Genomic DNA, 19,427 nt, shown 5'->3' with positions numbered 1-19,427 from the left:
ACTCCACCCGGCTTCGCAGTGAAGCGACCAGTGCGCTCCCGGAGTTGCGGAAGGTCTCCGCGTTGTTGCCGCTCGCGAAGTCCGAAGCCGGCGACTGGGTCACCGCGATGACCCGCGCGTTGTCGACAGCCTTCGTGAACTCGAGGGCCAGCTCCTCGAACTGGCTCGCGACATGCTCCATCCCCGCCGCGTCGAACGAATACCGCCCTGAACCCACTGCAGTGTGATCGTCAGTCACCCTTACGCCCTCCCTGCGCAGAACAACTCCGGCCGACCGGCCGCTCACCCGTCCGGACCACCGAAACCGCCGGGCGAATCCCGGCTCGCCTTTGTGGTCGACCGCGCCGGATGCTGACTGGATTGCCGGGCGCCGATATCCGTCTCCTGAGCGACCTCTGTCGGCACTTGCAGACAATTTATAGCAGGTCTTTTCGATAGGGTGTCACTTATCGGACCTTGCTTAGAACATGATCCAGTGCACTGGGACGAGGCGACGGCGAAGAAGTTCGGTCGCGCGTTGCGTCGCTTGCGCGAAGAGCGCCACATGTCCCAGGAAGCGCTCGCCTTCCAGGCCGGAGTCACGAAAAACCAGGTCCAGCTGATCGAGTCGGGCCGGGCCTCCGGGCGCAAGGACGCGGCCGGTCCGTCGAATCCGCGCATGTCGACGCTCGCCGGTCTCGCCGCGGTGCTCAGCATGTCGGTCTCGGACCTGCTCGAATCCGCCGACCTCTGACCCGGTCAGCGGCAAAGCCGACCTGCTGCGCCGGAGATTGCCCACTCGTGAGTGAATAAGCCTGCGAGCCGTGCACTCACCGACTTGGGGGCCTTGATGCGAGTAGTGATCGCCGAAGACGCCGTGTTGCTCCGGGCCGGGGTCACCCGGTTGCTCGCCGACGAGGGCATCGAGACCGTCGCCGCGGTCGACAACGGCGACGACCTGCTCGGCGCGATCACCGAACACCGTCCTGACCTGGCGATTGTCGACGTCCGGATGCCGCCGACGTTCACCGACGAAGGCTTGCGCGCGGCGCTGGCGGCCCGCAAGGAGATCGCCGGCCTGCCGGTGCTCGTGCTGTCCCAGTACGTCGAGGAAAGCTACGCGGTCGAGCTGCTGTCCGGCGGTGCCGGAGGCGTCGGCTATCTGCTGAAGGAGCGGGTCGCCGACGTGGACGAGTTCCTGGACGCGGTCCGGCGCGTCGCGGACGGCGGCACCGCCATCGACCCGGACGTCATCGCCCAGCTGATGGCCCGCGGCCGCCGCAACCCCCTGGATTCGCTCACCGCGCGCGAGTCCGAGGTGCTCGGCCTGATGGCACAGGGACTCTCCAACAACGCCATCGCGAACTCGCTGGTGGTGTCGCACGGAGCGGTCGAAAAGCACATCGGCAACATCTTCTCGAAGCTCGGTCTCGAGGCCAGCTCCGAAGAACATCGCCGGGTGCGCGCGGTGCTGACCTACCTTGGCCGCTGAAACCCCTCACTCGAACTGACGGCAGCCCCGACGGCGGTCTCTCGCCTACCATGGACTGATGTCCGAGCCGAGCGAGGAGAGTCCGATGTCCGACCGCAGCGTCCGCTTCTTCGGCGGCCCGCTCGACGGACGGGTGCAGGAACTCGCCGACGAGGAACCGGTTCCGGGCACCGTCGTGCGCCACATCCACCTGCACCGCGGCCCGAAAATCGAGACGCGGTACGAACTCGGCCTCACCGAGGACGGCTGGGCCTACCGGGTGCAGGCGCACGAGTCCGAGCCGGAGCCGGACACCCTCTCGTGAGTGTTGGTGCCGGTTCTCACCGGCACCAACACTCACGAGAACCGTGGTAGGGCAAACCCCACCTCGCTCCCCCTGCTGCCCCGACCCCCTTTTCGGTGGTCTCCCCCGCTGTTTCCGAGCCGGGGAACCGACAGGCTCTTCAGCATGACGACGAGCCAGCTGCCGACCCGCGGCACCAGGGCGACCCGAGACAGATTTCTCGACGTGGTACGCGCCGGAGCGATCCTCGCGGTGGTCGCGCAGCACTGGACGATGCCGGTGCTTTCCTTCTCCGGCAACACTCTCGTCACCGGCAATGCCCTCGCGACACCTGGCTGGTGGATCATCACCTGGGCGTCGCAAGTCATGCCCCTCGTCTTCTTCGCCGGCGGTGCGGCGAACCTGATCTCGTTGCGCCGCGCGGAATCCACTCGCGCCTGGTTCGCCGGACGCGTTCGACGGCTGCTCGTTCCGGTGCTGCCGCTGATGGCGGTGTGGCTCGTCGTGCCGGATCTGTTGCACGGCATGGGAGTTCCGCCGCAACCGGTCCAGGTGGCCAGCGCGATCGCCGCGCAACTGCTCTGGTTCCTCTCGGTCTACCTGCTCACCGTGCTGCTCACGCCGTTGATGGTCGCCGCACACCGCCGCTGGGGTCTCGCGGTTCCGGCGGTACTGGCCGGACTGGGCGTTCTCGTTGACGTGGCACGGTTCTCCGACCTCGGAATGATCGGATACGCCAACGCCGTCATCGTCTGGGTCGCCGTGCACCAGCTCGGTTTCCACTACGTCGAAGGCCGCCTCGGCTCGCTCAGCCGCCGCGCCGCGCTCGCCGTGTCCGCCGCCGGTTTCGGGATGACGGCGCTGCTGGTCGCGTTCGGTCCGTACCCGGCGAGCATGATCGGCATGCCCGGCGCGCCGGTGTCCAACATGAGCCCGCCCACCGTCCTGCTGCTGTTCCTCGCGCTCGGCCAGATCGGGTTCCTGCTGGCGTTCCGCGAGAAGCTCGTCTCGCTCCCCCGCGTCACCGCGGCGCTCAGCTGGCTCAGTCCGCGGTTCATGTCGGTCTATCTCTGGCACATGCCGGCGCTGGTCGTCGTTTCCGGAGTGACCGTGTTCGGCCTCGGCTACTCGACGCCGGCCCCCGGTACGTCGATGTGGTTGCTCATGGCACCCGCCTGGTTCGCCGTGTGCGGCGCGGTGCTGCTGGGCCTGCTGCGCCTGTTCGAGCGCTTCGAGACGCAGCCGGACGGCCTGGTGGTGACCGCGCGGACGCCGCAGCTGGTGCTGGCGGGCCTGCTCGCCTCCGGCGGTCTCCTGGGACTGGCCGCGCACGGGTTCGCCCCGCTGAGCGACAGCCTGCTGACCGGTCCGCTGCCGTGGGTGGCGCTGGTCGCGGCCGGGTACACGCTGGCCGGACGTCAGATGTCGATGCCGCGGCGCCGGGCTCTCGCGGCGGTCAAACGCTGAGGAGCTTCGCGGGGGTGTCGTGCAGCACCGCCCGCAGGAACGGCTCGCCAAGGCGATCGTCGGCCGCCCAGCCCGCGATCGCCCGCAGCTGGGTGGCGTAGGAGTACGGGATGTTCGGGAAGTCGGTGCCGAGGACGACGCGGTCGCCCACCTCCGCCAACCGGGCCGTCCAGTCCGGCGGCAGCGGCGACATCGCCTCCGCGAACGGCACGCCGACCATGGTGGTGTCGAGATGCACTCGCGGGTAGCGCGCCATCAGCTCGAACGCGGTGGTGAACTGCGGCATCGCCGCGTGCGCGAGGACGGCGGTGAGCCGCGGATGCCGTCGCAGGACTTCCTCGAACACCTCAAGCCCGGTGAAGTCGCCGCGCAACGGTCCGTGTCCACAGTGGATCACCACCGGCACGCCCGCTTCGGAGAGCGAGCCCCACACCGGGTCAAGCAGCTCGTCCCGCGGGTCGTACGCCCCGACCTGCACGTGCGCCTTGAAACATCGGGCTCCCGCGCGCACCGCACTGTCCACATAGGAAGCAGCGCCCGGCTCCGGGTAGAACGTGCCGGTGGGCACCGCTTCCGGCACCTGTTCGGCGAAATCCAGCACCCACGAGGTGAGCCACTCGGCCATGCCCGGCTTGTGCGGATACACCAGCGGCGCGAAGGCTTTCACGCCCAGCGCGCGCAGCGTGTCGATCCGCTCCGGCTCGGGCGTGCGGTAGTGGATCGGCCACGGCCTGCCGTAGTGCTGCTCGGCGCGGTCGAAATAGGCCCACACCTTGTCCAGCACGGGCTTCGGCAGGAAGTGGACGTGCAGGTCGACGATCCCGTCGAGGCCGAGCCCGGCGATCCAGCCCGGGACGTCGGCGTCGGTGGCCGGACCCGCGCTCACTCCGTGAACCGGCCCTTCAACGCCCGCCCCATCGCGCGGCTGATGTCCTTCTGCGCGTCGCGTTTGGCGAGCGACTGCCGCTTGTCGTAGGCCTTCTTGCCTCGGGCCAGCGCGATCTCGACCTTGACCTTGCCGTCCTTGAAGTACATCGACAGCGGCACGAGCGACAGACCGCTTTCCTTGGTCTTGCCGATGAGCCGTTCGATCTCGCGCCGGTGCAGCAGCAGTTTCCGCGTGCGCCGCGGCATGTGGTTGGTCCAGGTGCCCTGGGTGTACTCGGGGATGTGGACGTTGCGCAGCCACACCTCGCCGTCGTCCACCGTCGCGAACGCGTCCACAAGGGAGGCTTTGCCCGCCCGCAGGCTCTTCACCTCGGTGCCCTGCAGCACCATCCCGGCCTCGTAGGTGTCCAGGATGGAGTAATCGTGCCGGGCCTTGCGGTTCGACGCGATGACCTTCTGTCCACGTTCCTTGGGCATACCGACCACTTTACGTGATGTGTCCGACGGCGAGCAGCCGATTTCTTCTCCGCTAGTGCCGCACGTACAGGCGCAGCGTGACGTACCCGGTGATCGCCGAGATCACGATCGACACCGCCAGCAGGATCGGCGCCACCGGGAACAGCACCTCAAGCGTGGTGATCTGCGGGAACACTTCGCCGGTGAAGACCGTGTCGAGGAAGGACAGCTTCGTCAGAAGCAGGAACACCACCCCGAGCACGGCGCCGACCGTGCCGGCGACCACCGCCTCCAGGAGGAACGGCAGCTGGGTATACCACCGCGTCGCGCCCACCAGGCGCATGATGCCGACTTCCGTCCGCCTCGTGAACGCCGAAACCTGAATGGTGTTCGCGATCAGCAGCAGGGCGGCGACGGCCATGATGAGCGCCATCACGAACGCGATGTTCCGGACGCCGTTGAAGACGTTGAACACGCGGTCGAGGAACTTCTTCTGGTCGTCGACCTTCTTGACGCCGGGCTGGCCGGTGTACTGCTTGATGATCGCGTCGGACCGGTCCGGGTCCTTCAGCTTCACCTGCAGCGACGCGGGCAGTGCCTCCGGGCCGGTCAGTTCGAGCAGCTCGGGCTGGCTCGCGAAGATCTTCTTGAACCGGTCGTAGGCCTGGTCGCGGTTCTCGTACACGACCGATTCGACGCCGGGGTTGTTCTGCAGCGACTGGCGGAGCCCGTTGCAGAGCGCCTGCGTGCAGTTCTTGTCGTTCGCGCTCACGTCGTCGACCAGCGCGACCGAAACCTCGACTTCGGCGAGGAAGTTCGCCTTCATCTTGTCGATCGTGCGCACGGCGAGCAGACCGCCGCCGAGCATGGCGAGCGAGACCGCGGTGGTGAGGATCATCGCGATGGTCATCGTGACGTTCCGGCGCAAACCGGTGACGACCTCGCTGAAGACGAAACTGGCACGCATCGCTCTCGTGATTCCTTGGTTCGGGGCGGGAAAGGGCGGGGGCGGAGGGCGTCAGCGGCCGATGCCGTAGACGCCCCTGGCGTCGTCGCGGATCACGCGACCGAGCTGCAGCTCGACGACGCGGCGCCGCATCGAGTCCACGATGGAATGGTCGTGCGTGGCCATCAGCACGGTGGTGCCGGTGCGGTTGATCCGCTCCAGCAGCAGCATGATGTCCTGGCTGGTGTCCGGGTCGAGGTTCCCGGTGGGCTCGTCGGCGAGCAGCACGAGCGGGCGGTTCACGAACGCGCGGGCGATCGCGACGCGCTGCTGCTCGCCGCCGGAGAGCTCGTTGGGCAGCCGGTCGGCTTTGCCGTCGAGGCCGACGAGTTCGAGCACCTCGGGCACGACCTTGCGGATCGTGGGCCGCGGTTTCCCGATGACCTCAAGGGCGAACGCGACGTTTTCCGCGACGGTTTTGTTGGCCAGCAGCCGGAAGTCCTGGAACACGCAGCCGATGGTCTGGCGCAGGCGGGGGACCCGGCGCCGGGCGAGTTTGGCGACGTCGAAGTTCGACACCATGACCCGGCCCTTGGAGGGCACCTCTTCGCGCAGCAGCAGCCGCAGGAACGTCGACTTCCCGGAACCGGACGGGCCGATGAGGAAGACGAACTCACCCTTGTCGATCTCGACCGACACCCGTTCGAGGGCGGGACGGGTCGAGGTCTTGTAGACCTTGGAAACCTCTTCGAGCCGGATCACGATTCGGCATCCTACCCATGGGCCCCGTTAAGCCCGGGTTGCCGGTGCCTTGGGTGACCCGCGCCTCGTCCCGGCCCGGGTCGGGGCCGTCGTGCGGATCAGGCCGCGTTCGCCTGCTTGCGCCAGCGGATCCCGGCTTCCAGGAAGCCGTCTATGTCGCCGTCGAGGACCGCGGTGGGGTTGCCGACCTCGAATTCGGTGCGCAGGTCCTTGACCATCTGGTACGGGTGCAGCACGTAGGAGCGCATCTGGTTGCCCCAGCTGGAGCCGCCGTCCTTGAGCGCGTCCATTTCGGCCCGTTCCTCCTCCTTTTTGCGCTGCAGCAGGCGCGCCTGGAGGACCTTCATCGCGGCCGCCTTGTTCTGCAGCTGCGATTTCTCGTTCTGGCAGGAGACGACGATGCCGGTCGGGATGTGGGTGAGGCGGACCGCGGAGTCGGTCGTGTTGACGCTCTGCCCGCCGGGGCCGGACGAGCGGTACACGTCGACGCGGATGTCCTTTTCCGGGATGTCGACGTGGTCGACTTCCTCGACCTCGGGCAGGACCTCGACGTGCGCGAAGGACGTCTGGCGGCGGCTCTGGTTGTCGAACGGCGAGATCCGCACGAGGCGGTGGGTGCCCTGTTCGACCGAGAGGGTGCCGTAAACGTACGGGGCGCTCACCTTGAAGGTGGCGGACTTGATGCCCGCTTCTTCGGCGTAGGAGATGTCGAAGACGTCCGTGGGGTAGCCGTGCCGTTCCGCCCAGCGCAGGTACATCCGGAGCAGCATTTCGGCGAAGTCGGCCGCGTCGACGCCGCCCGCTTCGGAACGGATGTTGACCACGGCGTTGCGGGCGTCGTATTCGCCGGACAGCAGGGTGCGGACCTCGAGCGCGTCGATGTCCTTGGCGAGGTCGGCGAGGTCGCCCTCGGCCTCGGTCATGCTGCCGGCGTCGCCTTCGTCGGCGGCGAGCTCGTAGAGGACGCCGAGATCGTCGAGGCGCTGGCGCAGTTCGGAGACGCGGCGCAGCTCGGCCTGCCGGTGGGACAGCTGGCTGGTGACCTGCTGGGCTTCCTCCACGTTGTCCCAGAGGGTCGGGCTGGACGCCTGCTCCTCGAGCTCGGCGACCTGCGCGCGCAGCGCTTCGAGGTCCATCACCGACTCGATCTGCGTCAGCTTGCCGGTCAGGTCCTTCAGTGCCGCATCGAACTCATCGCTCACGTCGGACAAGGTTACGGCAAAACCCACGACCGGTCGCGAACCGGTCGTGGGGCCGGGGCGGCGCTCAGGCCTGCGGGATCGAGTCGAGCAGCTTCAGGGCGGCCTTGGCCTGCGCCTGGGCGAACTCGGCGACGGCCTTGGCGTAGGGGCCGTCGGCGGTCTTGGTGGCGTTCTTGGCCTCTTCGAGCTGGGCCTGGTAGGTGGTGCGGGCGCTGTCGAGCAGGGCGCCGCGCTGCTTGGCCGTCAGGGAGCCGGCGTGCACGAGCCGCAGGATGAGCGGGCTGCGCAGGTGGTCGGGTCCGGCCTCGGACGTGAGCCACGTCTTGAAGGCCTTCTTGCCTGCCGCGGTGAGCACGTACTGCTGGCTCGAACGGGGTCCCTGCTTGCCGAGCCGGACGAGACCCTCTTTCGAGAGCGCCGGGAGCTCGCGGTAGACCTGGCTGCGGGTGACACTGAAGAAGGCGCCGAAGCGCTCGTCGGCGCCCGAGACGAGCTGCCCGCCGGTGGCGGGGCCGTCGTGGAGCAGACCGAGCAGAGCGGCGGCGGTTGCATTCAATTCGGACACCCCTCTACGGTCCCACTTATCCGCCGCTGTGTCCACAGTGGTCACGAATCAGTCCATTGTGGCCAGCGGCAACCCCTCTAACAGCCCAGTCCGCAGGTATGTCCACAATAGACTCTGCCACTCTGAGCAACCACCGCCGAAACGATCACCGCGCCGCAACCACCACCCGAGCGACGGCCAAATGGCGCACAAAAAAAGCCGGGGCCCGTGCATCCGCACGAACCCCGGCTGGTTTTCCAGTAGCGGGGACAGGATTTGAACCTGCGACCTCTGGGTTATGAGCCCAGCGAGCTACCGAGCTGCTCCACCCCGCGTCGTTGTGAAAACAACACTACACCCCCCAATTTCCGCACTGACACCACCCCCTCAAACCCCCCTTCACCAGCAAAAACACCCTCCCCGCCCGTCCAGCCCGCACACCCCCCGCCCAAAAGCCCACACCCACCGAAAAAACACCACACCCCACACCGGAATATTCCAACGCCCCCAACGCTTCCCGACCCTCTACCCAAGACAACAACAAAGGTCTAAACCTGTCCCCCCCCAGAAGCCACCAACCCAAACCCCCAAGACAAGCAACACCGCTGCCCGCCGGGCAACCCCACACCCCAGCACAAGAGACCGCCTTCCAGCCTCCCGAGGCAAACCCACCCAGAGACATCGGCACACACTCAGCAAGAGCCAAACCCCACGAACCAAAAACCAAAAACCAAAAACGAGCCCGCCCACCCAACCGGACCCCACACGGGGTCCAGGGGGCAAGCCCCCTGGCGGGGGTCTGGGGGTTCGACCCCCAGGACACAACGAAAGAGACCCGCCTCGCGCTTTACGCGAGGACGGGTCTCCCATCTCTGTAGCGGGGACAGGATTTGAACCTGCGACCTCTGGGTTATGAGCCCAGCGAGCTACCGAGCTGCTCCACCCCGCGTCGTAGGACCTACCTTACGCCCTGGTTTCGAGCGGGCGCAAAGCAGGTGCCTATTACGTAACCGAGGTCACCCGCCGGGCTGGGACGTCGACCCGGTGGAGGGCGGCGTCGTGGGTTTGGCGGAGTTGTATTCCTTGGTGGCCGCGTCGAGCGCGGAGAGTGCCGCGCCTTGGTCGGCGAAGTTGCCGGATTGCTGTGCTGCCTTGAGTTTGGCGAGCGCGGCCTGGATGTCGGACACCGCCTTGTCCAGCGCCGGGTTGCTGCCGCCGGTGCTGGGCGGCGGTGTGGCGGTGCTGGAGGTCGGCGGGGTCGGCGTGGTGCCTGAGTCGCCTTCCTTCGGTGTGGTCGCCGCCGCGCCGGTGCCCTTGCCGAAGACTTGGTCGAGTGCCTCGTTGAGGGTGGACGCGAAGCCGATCTTGGCTCCGTAGGAGACGAGCACGCGCGCCAGCTGCGGGTAGCTCAGCTGGTTTCGCTGGCGGATGTAGACGGGTTCGACGTAGAGGAATCCGTCCGCGACCGGCAGCGTGATCAGGTTGCCGTAAATGGGAATGACGTTGGGGTTGTTCAGCAAGGTCCGGTCCTGGGCGACGCGGGGGTCGCTCTGGAACCGGTTTTGCACCTGGACGGGCCCGTCGACCTGGTTGGCCCCGCTGGCCGGGGGTAGTCGCAGGACGCGGATGGTGCCGTAGTCCTCCGGATCGGACGAGATGGACATCCAGGCGGAAAGGTATTGCCGTTGCAGACCGGTGAGCGCGCTGGTCAGCTGGAACGTCGGCCTGCCCTCGCCCGCGGCATTGGCGAGGACGTAGTACCCGGGCTGGTTGGCGACGTTCGCGCCCGCCGTGGTGGAGCTGCCGTCCTCGGTCGGGTCCTGCGGGACGCTCCAGAACGCCTGCTGCGCGTAGAACTCCTGCGGGCTGTCCACGTGGTAGCGGGCGAGCAGTTCACGCTGGATCTTGAACAGGTCCTCGGGGTAGCGGAAGTGCGAGCGCAGTTCCGGCGAGATCTCCGAGCTGGGCTTGACGATGCCCGGGAACACCTTCTCCCATGCTTTGAGCACGGGTTCGTTGTCGTCGATCGAATACAGGGTGACGGTGCCGTCGAACGCGTCGACGGTCGCCTTCACCGAGTTGCGGATGTAGTTGATCGAGTTGTTCGCCTGTTTGGTGACGCCGTTGAGCGAGTCGTTGGTCGCTTCGCCGAGCTGCGTCTGCTGGGCGTACGGGTAGTTGTCGAGTGTGGTGTAGCCGTCGACGATCCACTGGATGCGGCCGTTGACCACGGCGGGGTACGGGTCGCCGTCGAGGGTGAGCCACGGGGCGACCTTCGCGACGCGGTCGCGCGGTTCGCGGTTGTACATGATCTTCGAGCCGTCGCCGATGGCGTCGGAGAAGAGGATCTTCGGTTCGCGGTACTCGGCGGCGAACATCAGCCGGTTGAACCAGTTGTCGAGCGAGACGCCGCCCTTGCCCTGGTAGAGGTAGCCGCGCTGACTGTCGGTGTCGTACTCGCCGGGGGCCTTGCCCGGCGTGCCGCCGACGATCGAGTAGTCGGACTGGTTGGTCAGCTCGCCGTAGTAGATCCGCGGCTGGTCGACCTTGATGCCCGGCTGGCCGTTCACCGAGCCCGCGCCGGTGGGGTTGCTCGTGTCGCTCGTGGTGGCGATCGGGTAGCCGCCGTCGGAGTTCGAATCCTTCACCGCACGGTCGATCGTGTTCGCGGGCGCGGCCACGAAGCCGTTGCCGTGCGTGTAGACCATGTGCTTGTTGATCCAGTTGTTCTGGTTCCCGGTGAGCCCGTCGGTCTTCATTTCCTTGGCGGCCACGATGTAGTCCTGCGTGGTGCCGCCGATGGTGTACCGGTCGATGTCCAGCTTGGACGGGAAGCCGTAGAAGTTCTCGCGGCCGACGCGCTGGGTGAAGGTGTCGCTGAGGATGTTCGGGTCGAGCAGCCGGATGTTGGACACCGTGCCGGTGTCGGCCTTCACCGCGTCCGCGGTGGTTTCGGTCTTGCCCGGGTACTGCTCGTACTTCACGTTGGTGAGGCCGTACGCCGCGCGCGTCGCGTCCATGTTGCGCTGGATCGACGGCGCTTCCTTCTCGTTCGCGTTCGGCTTGACCGAGAACTGGTCGAGAATCGCTGGCCAGGCGACGCCGACCAGTACGCCGGAGAGGATCAGCAGGACCAGCGAAATCGCCGGCAACTGCAGATTCCGCAGGAACGCGCCCGCGAAGAAGGCGATCGCGCAGATCACCGAAATGCACAGCAGGATCAGCTTCGCCGGGAGCACCGCGTTGAGGTCGGTGTAGGTGGCGCCGTTGAACAGCGGCATGTTCCGGTCGGACAGCAGCAGGTTGTAGCGGTCGAAGAAGTACTCGACCGCCTTCAGCAGCACGAAAAGCCCGACGGTGATGGCGAGCTGCGCGCGCGTCGGCCCGGCCAGCTGGCCGCCGCGGCCGGCGAGCCGGATGCCGCCGAAGATGTAGTGCGCGATCAGCGCGCCGAAGAAGGAGACGACGACGGTGACGAACAGCCAGCCGAGCAGCCAGTTCACGAACGGCAGGGAGAAGGCGTAGAAGCCGAGGTCGATGCCGAACTCGGGATCTTTCTGCCCGAACGAGGTGCCGTTGAGGAACAGCTGGATCGTCTGCCAGTCCCCGCTCGCCGAGGCTCCGGAGATGACGCCGGTGAGCACCGGGATGCCGATGCCGAACAGCCGGATCCGGCTGACGATCACCGAGCGGTAGCGCGACAGCGGGTCGTCGCGGCCGGATACCGGCACGAACACCGGGCGCGTGCGGTAGGCGATCAGCAGGCTGACCGCCAGCGCCCCGCCGACCAGCAACCCGACCGCGAGGAAGAGCACGACGCGGGTGACCAGCTGCGTGGTGAACACCGAACGCGCCTGCAGTTCGCCGAACCACAGCCAGTCCACGTAGGTGTCGAGCAACCGGACGCCGGCCAGCAGGGCCAGCACGATCACCGCGGCGATGATGAGAAGGATCCGGCTGCGCCGGGACAGCTTCAGGCTCACCGGGGGCCGAGTCGCCACGGCAATGCTCCTGTCTTCGTGAACACGTTCTCCGGGGACAGCGGTGTCCCCCGTGACCTCTAACTCTACGGATGGTGCCGCGAGTTCCCGGGACCGCCCAAACCGGGCACGCGCGGCGCGTCGCGGGGACGCCTGACACGATGGTCGCCATGCCACCGAGTGAGCCGTCTGCCGCCCACCCTGTCGCCGGGCTGGCCCGGGAAGTCGAAGAGTTCGTCGCGGCCGCGGGCTGGAACCAGCCGCCGCAGCTGTTCGCGCTGGTGCCGACCGCTGCGCTGCTGGACGAACAGCCCGAACTGGCCGGTCAGCTCGACCGGGCGAACCCGCTGACGCCGGTGGCCCAGGAGGCGCTGCCGGACGGCGACCTCGCCGAATCGCTCGGCCGGATCGCGTGGCCGGACATCGTGGTCGGCTGCGCGCTGGCGCAGGAGATCATCGTGCTGCCTCCGGACGTGGAGGCGGAACTCGAAGGAATCGCCGAGGCGGACGCCGAAAGCCTCCGTCGTGCCGCCGCGGACCACCCGCGCCGCACCGAGGCCCGTCTGGTGGCCGCCGTCCTGCGCGAAGGCGACGCGGCTTGCGTGATGCGGCTGCGCGGCGTCCAGCCGGGCGACGAGGACGAGAACGCGGTCGACGAACTGGTGGAAAGCCCGGACCTCGCGCCGAACCTGGTCGAAGCGCTGAAGACGACCCTGCAGCCCTGATCCACCGGCTGCGCCCTGTTCCGTTAAGTCCGTGATGGGCCCCTTGAGGAAATCTGATTCTCTCCCGGGGCCCATCACGGACTTTTCTCGGCCGCTGGTCAGCAGTGCGCGGTCGGGCGACCGGCCTTCAGGTTGTCCAGCTGCTTGAGCGCGTCGTCCAGCGTGGACACCTTGATCAGGTTGAGCCCTTCCGGCGCGGCCGAAGCGGCTTCGGCGCAGTTGTGCTCGGGGACGAGGAAGTCGGTCGCGCCCGCTTCCTTCGCGCCGACGACCTTGAACGAGATCCCGCCGATCGGGCCGACCTGGCCGGTCTCGCTGATCTCGCCGGTGCCCGCGATGTGCCTTCCGCCCGCGAGGTCGCTGCCCGGTTTCCCGGGCGGAGTGAGCCGGTCGATGATCGCGAGGGTGAACATCAGCCCCGCCGACGGACCGCCGACGTCCTGCAGCGAGATGTCGACGGAGAAGGGCGCGACCGCGCGGTCGACGGCAGTCAGGCCGAGGAAGCCCTGGGTGCGGTCGTCGCGCTGGGCGAGCGTGACCGGCACGGTGCGTTCCGGCTGGCCGAGGTGCTGGAAGGTGACCTGGACGGTGTCGCCCGGCTTGGTGTTGACGATCGAGGCGGCGACCTCGCCCGCCTCGCGCACCTGCTTGCCGTTGACCGCGACGAGCTTGTCGCCGGGGGCGAGGATGTGGTCGGCCGGGCTGCCGGACACGATCTGCTTCGCGACGACCTGCACCGGGTAGCCGAGGTGGCGCAGCGCGGCGACCTGGGCATTGCTTTGGGAGTTCTGCAGCTGCTGGATGTTCTCCTGCTTGACCTGCTCGTTCGTCTCGCCGGGCTTGTAGTACTCCTCGCGCGGCGCGAGCGCGTAGCGGCCGCTGGCCCAGAGCCCGAGCGCGGTGAAGAGGTTGATGCCGTCGTTGAGCGAAACGGTGGTCATCCGCAGTTCGCCGCTGGTGTCGTAGGTCTGCTGCCCCTTGACCTGGATCACCGGGTTGCCCGCGACGTCGCGGCCGAGGGTGTCGTAGGTGGGCCCGGGGCTGATCGCGACATACGGCACCTGGACCAGGAACCCGGCCACGACGAACACCAGGAACAGCACGCCGCTGACCAGCATCGTCCATCCGCGGCGGGTCATCCGCCGGTCGCTGCGGCCCGGCGCGCGCGACGGCTCGGCGCGGCGGGACTGGTTCGCGGTGTCCTCGTCCGGTTTTGTCACGAGCGACAGCGTACGGTGACTGTGTTCGCTTCCCGGTGAAGGCCACGGTTGACGCGCTGAGCCGGGTCGTACCCGCGTACGGTGGAGCTATGAGCAATCCCCCGTTCGGCTTCGGACCGCCCGATCCCGACAAGCGAGGCGACAACGACCCCTCGAACCCGGGCCAGCCCGGCGGAGCCGAGGCGTTCAACCAGCTCGGGCAGATGCTGAGCCAGCTGGGCCAGATGCTGAGCCAGGCGGGCTCGTCGAGCGGGCCGGTCAACTACGACCTGGCGAAGCAGATCGCACTCCAGAACCTGAGCGGGCGGGACGACGCCAAGATCGGCTTCGCGGCCGAGGGCGGCGACTCCGCCACTGCCGTGCGCGACGCCGCGCACCTGGCGGAACTGTGGCTCGACGCGGCGACGATCCTCCCCGCGGGCGCGACGTCCACGGTGTCGTGGTCGGCGCGGACCTGGGTCGAGAAGACGCTGCCGACCTGGCAGCGGCTGTGCGATCCGGTGGCGCAGCAGGTGTCCGGCGCGTGGATGCAGGCGCTGCCCGAGGAGGCCAAGCAGGCGGCGGGCCCGCTGCTGTCGATGATGGGGCAGATGGGCGGGATGGCGTTCGGCTCCCAGCTCGGCAACGCCCTGGCGCAGCTCGCGCAGGAAGTGCTCACCTCGACCGAGGTCGGCCTGCCGCTCGGCGAGGCCACCACGTCGGCGTTGCTCCCGGCGAACATCGAGAAGTTCACTGAGGGCCTGGAGCTGCCCGCCAGCGAGGTGCTGGTGTTCCTGGCCGCGCGCGAGGCCGCGCACCAGCGGCTGTTCGCGCACGTCCCGTGGCTGCGGCAGCGCCTGCTGGCGACGGTCGAGGAGTTCGCCCGCGGGATCACCGTCGACACCTCCGCGCTCGAGTCACTGGCCGGAAGCATCGACCCGGCGAACCCGGCGAGCATCGAGGAAGCGATGTCCTCCGGTCTGCTGGAACCGCAAACCACGCCGGAGCAGCAGGCGGCTCTGAAGCGCCTGGAAACCCTGCTGGCCCTGGTGGAAGGCTGGGTGGACGTAGTGGTGGCCGAGGCCATCGGCGACCGTCTTCCCGGAGCCGAGGCCCTGCGCGAAACGCTGCGCCGCCGCCGCGCGACCGGCGGCCCCGCCGAGCAGACCTTCGCGACCCTGGTGGGCCTTGAGCTGCGCCCGCGCCGGATGCGCGCCGCGTCGTCCCTGTGGAAGCTCGTCGGAGACCGCCACGGCCTCGAAAAACGCGACGGTCTCTGGTCCCACCCCGACCTCATGCCGACCGCCGACGATCTGGACGAGCCCCTGGACTTCGCCGACCGGATGTCCGAACCGGCAGCTCTCGCGGCTGATCTGGACCCGATCGCGGAGCTGGAGCGCACGGAGAAGGCTGAGCGGGAGGCCCGCGAGGCCGGCGAGGCCAAGGACTCCGGTTCCGACGCCGACGCCGCCGACAAGGGTGGCGAGACTCCGAAGGACGAGGGGAAGAAGGACGAGGGGAACTCGCCTTCCTGAGGCTTCCTGGCCACTTTACCTGGCTGCACTGCCGTCCAGCGCGGACCGTCTCACTTGGTTGAGGCGGTCCGCGCGGCTTTTGTACCGCCGGTGCTCCGCTCTGGCCACGACCTCCGCCTCTCTTCGCAGATGCCGCCGCGCCGCCCAGTCAAGGACTCCGCCACGCCACCGGTTCCGCCGCACCGCCGCGCCACCGGTTCCGCCGGTTCCGCCACGCCACCGGTTCCGCCGGTTCCGCCACGCCATCGCGCTACCGATCCGCCACGCCACCGGTTCCGCCGGTTCCACCACACCAACGCGCCACCGATTCCGCCGCGCCGCCACGCCATCGCGCCACGAGCTCCGCCGCGCCATCGCACCACGAGTTCCGCCGCGCCATCGCACCACGAGTTCCGCCGCCCCGTCTGGTCACGCGTTCTGCCGCACCGTCAAGCACGCCAACCTCAGCTGCGGCGAACCACTCACGCAGCCGCCCCCACCCCGCCGCACCTAGCTGCCAAGCCCATCCGGCCGATGCCCTCGGCCAAGAACCTCCGGCCCCGCGTCGACCCTCCCGACCTCCCTTAGCCAGTCACGCCCGGCCAGCCGTGCACGCCGCCAGCCCTCCTCATTTCTCTCCTCAGCCGCATCAGCCGCAGCCCAGCCGCCCACCGCCCGCCAAGGCCCAGCCGCGCCCGGCCACCGACTCAGTCCTCCTCCGAAATCCCCCACCCAGCCGCCGCCGAAAGCCCCTCCAGGTACCCGATCGCCCGTTCCGTCCTCGGATACCGGTTGACCAGCGCCCAGAACGCCGGGTCATGCCCCGGCTCTCGCAGGTGCGCCAGCTCGTGGACCAGCACGTAGTCCAGCACCCATTGCGGCACCCGCTGGAGCCGGTTGCTGACCCGGATGGTGGCGTCCACCGGCGTGCACGACGCCCACCTGGTGCGCATCGGCGGCACCCACCGGACGCTGGCCGGCAACGCCTTCCCGTCCAGGTACTTGGCCCCGAGCACCGCGCAGCGCGCCAGCAGCGCCGCATCCGACGCCCTGGGCGGTGCCGCCTTCCGTCCTCCCGAGCGCAGCAGCCTGCGCTCCATCTCCGCGACCCAGTGTTTCTCTTCCTCACGCGTCATCCGTGCCGGGATGAGGACGACCAGGGTGTCGTCATTCCAGTACGCGGTGACCGTCCGGTGCCTGCGCTGGCTGCGCCGCACCTCGACCTTGTGTTGAGAAGTGTCCGACGGGGCCTTCTCGCCCCTGCCTCTCAGTGAGGGCATCCGTGCTTCGACCACTCGACAACGGTAAGGCTCAGCACCGACAACTTGGAGCGCCGAAAGGTCACAGCCCTGACTTGTCCACAACTAGATTTCCCTGTGGACAACTCAGCTTCTCACCCACGAGTGGCGTTCCGGAGCTGCCAAGCTGACCGCATGACCCTGTCCAGTGTTCCGCCGCCGGACGTGCTCCTTCCGGCGTATCCGACGTTGCTTCCGGGCATCCACGTGCTCGAACGCGACGACAACGAGATCCAGTTCGGCCTCGACCGCCGCTACGGCATCATCGCCAACGGCCTGCCCCCGGCGATCGTCGACAGCGTCCGCAGGCTCGACGGACGGCGTCTGCTCGAGGACGTCCTGCTCGCTGTAGGCGAACACCGGGACCAGTTCCATCTGCTGCTGAAACAGCTGACCGCGCTCGGTCTGGTCACCGAAGCGGCGAAGAAGAACGTGAAACGGGTCGAGACCGGCGTGTGGTCGCTGCGTGCCCGGCACTATCAGCCGGCGCTCACGGATCGTCGCTGGCAGAGCCTCATCGCGGTCCACGGCAGCGGACGGATCGCCGTGGCAGTCACCGCGCTGCTCGCGACGTCCGGAGTCGGGCATCTCGACATCCGTGCGTCCGGCACGGTCACCGAAGCCGATCTCGGTTCCGGGTTCACGCCCGCTGAGCTGGGCCAACCCCGGCAACGCGCGATCCGGAACGTCGTCGCCCGGGTCGCGCCCGACGTCACCACCGCCCGCAACCAGCGCCGCCTCCCCGATCTCGTGCTGCTCACCGACACCCTCGTCCCGCCGCCGGAGGAGGTGGCCGAACTGGTCGACTCGGCCACCACGCACCTGCCAGTCCGGGTTTGCGAGGGCACGGGCATCGTCGGACCGCTCGTAGTGCCTGGCCGCAGTGCCTGCCTCCGCTGCTGTGACCTGCATCGGACGGATGCGGATCTGTCGTGGCCGAGGATCGCGACGCAGCTGGTAGGCCGGATACCCAGGGCTGATCTCGGTGCCGTGCACGCGTGCGCCTCGCTCGCCGTCGCGCAGGCGATGCGACTGCTCTCGCCGAGCGAAACCCGGCCGCCGGCCTGGAACGCCACGCTTGAGATCGACAGCTTCGACGGAAACCTCCACCGCCGGATCTGGGAGCCGCACCCAGACTGCGGCTGCGGAGCGCCCGTTCCCGTCGAAGACGCTCCCGAAGCGGCGGAGGCGGCTTCCGAGGAGGTGCTGCAAGAGACGTAGGCCACACCTGGGTGGCGTCTGCGGGCTGCGAGCGTCGTGCTCGCCAAGGCAGAATCGCAGAGTGACCGACTTTCGCGACCGCACCGGAGACCGCGATTCCGCCATGCCGCGCCGCGGCGCTGCCCGCACCGCGAAGCTGGCGAGCCTTCCGCTCGGCATCGCCGGACGAGCGGTGGGCGGCTGGGGCAAGCGGCTGGCCGGGCAGAGCGCTGAGCAGGTGAGCGCGACGCTCTCGGCCAAGGCCGCTGAGCAGCTGTTCGAGGTGCTGGGCACGCTCAAGGGCGGCGCGATGAAGTTCGGGCAGGCGCTGAGCGTCTTCGAGGCCGCGGTGCCGGACGACATGGCGCAGCCGTACCGGGAAGCGCTCACGAAGCTGCAGTCAGCCGCTCCGCCGATGCCAGCCAGGCAGACCCACCGCGTGCTCGCCGAGCAGCTGGGCCGGTCGTGGGTCGGACGGTTCGCGCACTTCGACGACGAGCCTGCCGCCGCGGCGAGCATCGGCCAGGTGCACCGCGCGACCTGGCACGACGGTCGCGAGGTCGCGGTCAAGGTCCAGTACCCGGGCGCGGACGAGGCGCTGCGCAGCGACCTGCGCCAGTTGCAGCGCTTCAGCAGGCTGTTCCAGGCGTTCGTCCCGGGCACCGACGTGAAACCGCTGCTCACGGAACTGGCCGAGCGGATGGACGAGGAACTCGACTACCTCGCCGAAGCCGACAACCAGCGCGCGTTCGCGAAGGCGTTCGAAGGCGACCCCGAGTTCCTGATCCCGCGCGTCGTGGCCAGCGCGCCGAAGGTCGTGGTCAGCGAGTGGGCCACCGGCACCCCGCTGGCCAAGATCATCGCGGACGGCGACCCGGCCACCCGCAACCTGGCCGGGCGGCTGCTCGCGGAGTTCCACTACTCGTCGCCGGCACGGGCGCATCTGCTGCACTCCGACCCGCACCCTGGCAACTTCATGCTCACCAGCGACGGCAGGCTGTGCGTGATCGACTTCGGCGGCGTCGCGAAGCTGCCGCACGGAATTCCGCGCCACCTGGGCGAAATCACGCGGCTCGCTTTGGACGGTCATTCCGACGAGCTGATGCGGCTGCTGCGCGAGAACCGTTTCGTGCGAGCAGATTCGCCGCTGGAAGCGGACGAGGTCCTGGCCTATCTCGCGCCGTTCACCGAGCCGCTGGCCGAGCCGACGTTCCACTTCACGCGCCGCTGGATGCAACGACAGGCGGGCCGCGTCGGCGACTCGCGCGGCAACGACTTCCACGTCGGCCGCTCGCTGAACCTGCCTCCGGAGTACCTGATGATCCACCGGGTCACCGCGGGTTCGACGGGCATCCTCTGCCAGCTCGACGCCGAGATCCCCGCTCGCGGCATCGTGGAACGGTGGCAGCCCGGATTCGCCGCCTGAGTTATCCACAAGGCGTGGCGACAACACCGAGTTGTCCACAGATTGCGCAGGGTGGTTTCGCGCAGT

General features: G+C 68.4%; 17 protein-coding genes, 2 tRNA genes and 1 pseudogene. 8 read left to right on the top strand and 12 right to left on the bottom strand.

Going from position 1 to position 19,427, the window contains the following annotated elements; translation table 11 throughout:
* A pseudogene (locus tag BM362_RS44930) lies at positions 1-238 on the bottom strand (hypothetical protein); the annotation flags it as partial.
* A gap of 237 nt (positions 239-475) precedes the next feature.
* Here BM362_RS44930 and BM362_RS44925 point away from each other — a divergent pair.
* From BM362_RS44925 to BM362_RS44910, 4 genes are all read left to right on the top strand, one after another.
* Positions 476-733 carry a helix-turn-helix domain-containing protein gene (locus BM362_RS44925; protein ID WP_208865534.1) on the top strand — a complete coding sequence of 86 codons (258 nt, stop codon included), beginning with the start codon at positions 476-478 and terminating at the stop codon, positions 731-733.
* A 96-nt stretch (positions 734-829) separates the two neighbouring features.
* Positions 830-1,471, top strand: coding sequence for a response regulator transcription factor (locus tag BM362_RS44920; RefSeq protein ID WP_009073303.1), 642 nt, complete (start codon positions 830-832; stop codon positions 1,469-1,471).
* An 85-nt stretch (positions 1,472-1,556) separates the two neighbouring features.
* Complete coding sequence (locus tag BM362_RS44915) at positions 1,557-1,775, top strand: hypothetical protein (RefSeq protein ID WP_093577292.1); 219 nt, start codon at positions 1,557-1,559, stop codon at positions 1,773-1,775.
* Between the two features lie 144 nt (positions 1,776-1,919).
* On the top strand, positions 1,920-3,221 hold the full coding sequence (locus tag BM362_RS44910; protein ID WP_093577291.1) for an acyltransferase family protein: 1,302 nt from the start codon (positions 1,920-1,922) through the stop codon (positions 3,219-3,221).
* Here BM362_RS44910 and BM362_RS44905 read toward each other — a convergent pair.
* The 9 genes from BM362_RS44905 to BM362_RS44865 all read right to left on the bottom strand — a co-directional run bounded on the left by BM362_RS44905 (position 3,211) and on the right by BM362_RS44865 (position 12,002).
* On the bottom strand, positions 3,211-4,107 hold the full coding sequence (locus tag BM362_RS44905) for an amidohydrolase family protein (RefSeq protein WP_067592940.1): 897 nt from the start codon (positions 4,105-4,107) through the stop codon (positions 3,211-3,213). The two genes, BM362_RS44910 and BM362_RS44905, sit on opposite strands and share 11 nt — an antisense overlap.
* The gene (gene smpB / locus BM362_RS44900) at positions 4,104-4,586 is read right to left on the bottom strand and encodes an SsrA-binding protein SmpB (protein ID WP_067593092.1); all 483 of its coding nucleotides are present in this window, start codon (positions 4,584-4,586) and stop codon (positions 4,104-4,106) included. Before smpB ends, BM362_RS44905 begins: the two co-directional genes overlap by 4 nt.
* 52 nt (positions 4,587-4,638) lie before the next feature.
* A complete protein-coding gene (gene ftsX, locus BM362_RS44895; protein ID WP_009073294.1) occupies positions 4,639-5,532 on the bottom strand; it encodes a permease-like cell division protein FtsX in 894 nt (297 codons plus the stop codon).
* Positions 5,533-5,583: 51 nt separating this feature from the next.
* Positions 5,584-6,273 (bottom strand): cell division ATP-binding protein FtsE, encoded by a 690-nt coding sequence (ftsE, locus tag BM362_RS44890; protein WP_009073292.1) that lies wholly within the window; start codon positions 6,271-6,273, stop codon positions 5,584-5,586.
* 98 nt (positions 6,274-6,371) lie between these two features.
* Entirely contained in the window at positions 6,372-7,475 is a 1,104-nt protein-coding gene (gene prfB, locus BM362_RS44885; protein ID WP_107309600.1) for a peptide chain release factor 2, read from the bottom strand.
* Positions 7,476-7,539: 64 nt separating this feature from the next.
* Positions 7,540-8,040 (bottom strand): PadR family transcriptional regulator, encoded by a 501-nt coding sequence (locus BM362_RS44880; protein WP_067592944.1) that lies wholly within the window; start codon positions 8,038-8,040, stop codon positions 7,540-7,542.
* 240 nt (positions 8,041-8,280) lie between these two features.
* Positions 8,281-8,354, bottom strand: a tRNA-Met gene (locus tag BM362_RS44875).
* A gap of 540 nt (positions 8,355-8,894) precedes the next feature.
* Positions 8,895-8,968: transfer RNA gene (locus BM362_RS44870), tRNA-Met, on the bottom strand.
* 67 nt (positions 8,969-9,035) lie between these two features.
* A complete protein-coding gene (locus tag BM362_RS44865) occupies positions 9,036-12,002 on the bottom strand; it encodes a UPF0182 family protein (RefSeq protein WP_198545636.1) in 2,967 nt (988 codons plus the stop codon).
* Between the two features lie 167 nt (positions 12,003-12,169).
* Here BM362_RS44865 and BM362_RS44860 point away from each other — a divergent pair, with 167 nt between their 5' ends.
* Positions 12,170-12,724, top strand: coding sequence for a PPA1309 family protein (locus BM362_RS44860; RefSeq protein ID WP_067592950.1), 555 nt, complete (start codon positions 12,170-12,172; stop codon positions 12,722-12,724).
* Positions 12,725-12,822: 98 nt separating this feature from the next.
* Here the strand turns inward: BM362_RS44860 and BM362_RS44855 are convergent, their stop codons facing one another.
* A complete protein-coding gene (locus tag BM362_RS44855) occupies positions 12,823-13,842 on the bottom strand; it encodes a YlbL family protein (RefSeq protein ID WP_093577295.1) in 1,020 nt (339 codons plus the stop codon).
* A gap of 191 nt (positions 13,843-14,033) precedes the next feature.
* Here BM362_RS44855 and BM362_RS44850 point away from each other — a divergent pair, with 191 nt between their 5' ends.
* Positions 14,034-15,458 carry a zinc-dependent metalloprotease gene (locus tag BM362_RS44850; protein ID WP_167545680.1) on the top strand — a complete coding sequence of 475 codons (1,425 nt, stop codon included), beginning with the start codon at positions 14,034-14,036 and terminating at the stop codon, positions 15,456-15,458.
* A gap of 686 nt (positions 15,459-16,144) precedes the next feature.
* Here the strand turns inward: BM362_RS44850 and BM362_RS44840 are convergent.
* Entirely contained in the window at positions 16,145-16,654 is a 510-nt protein-coding gene (locus BM362_RS44840) for a M48 metallopeptidase family protein (RefSeq protein WP_093577288.1), read from the bottom strand.
* A gap of 216 nt (positions 16,655-16,870) precedes the next feature.
* On the opposite strand from BM362_RS44840, the gene BM362_RS44835 reads away from it, so the two are divergent.
* Positions 16,871-17,956: a ThiF family adenylyltransferase gene (locus BM362_RS44835; RefSeq protein WP_167545679.1), complete on the top strand. Its 1,086-nt coding sequence runs from the start codon at positions 16,871-16,873 to the stop codon at positions 17,954-17,956.
* A 103-nt stretch (positions 17,957-18,059) separates the two neighbouring features.
* Positions 18,060-19,361, top strand: a complete 1,302-nt coding sequence (locus tag BM362_RS44830) for an ABC1 kinase family protein (protein WP_202506091.1) — start codon at positions 18,060-18,062, stop codon at positions 19,359-19,361.
* Positions 19,362-19,427: the final 66 nt, after the last annotated feature.

Source organism: Amycolatopsis rubida (assembly GCF_900115345.1).
Taxonomy (GTDB): domain Bacteria; phylum Actinomycetota; class Actinomycetes; order Mycobacteriales; family Pseudonocardiaceae; genus Amycolatopsis; species Amycolatopsis rubida.
The sequence above is the reverse complement of the archived record's forward strand: the minus strand, read 5'-3'. Positions and strand labels throughout refer to the sequence as shown.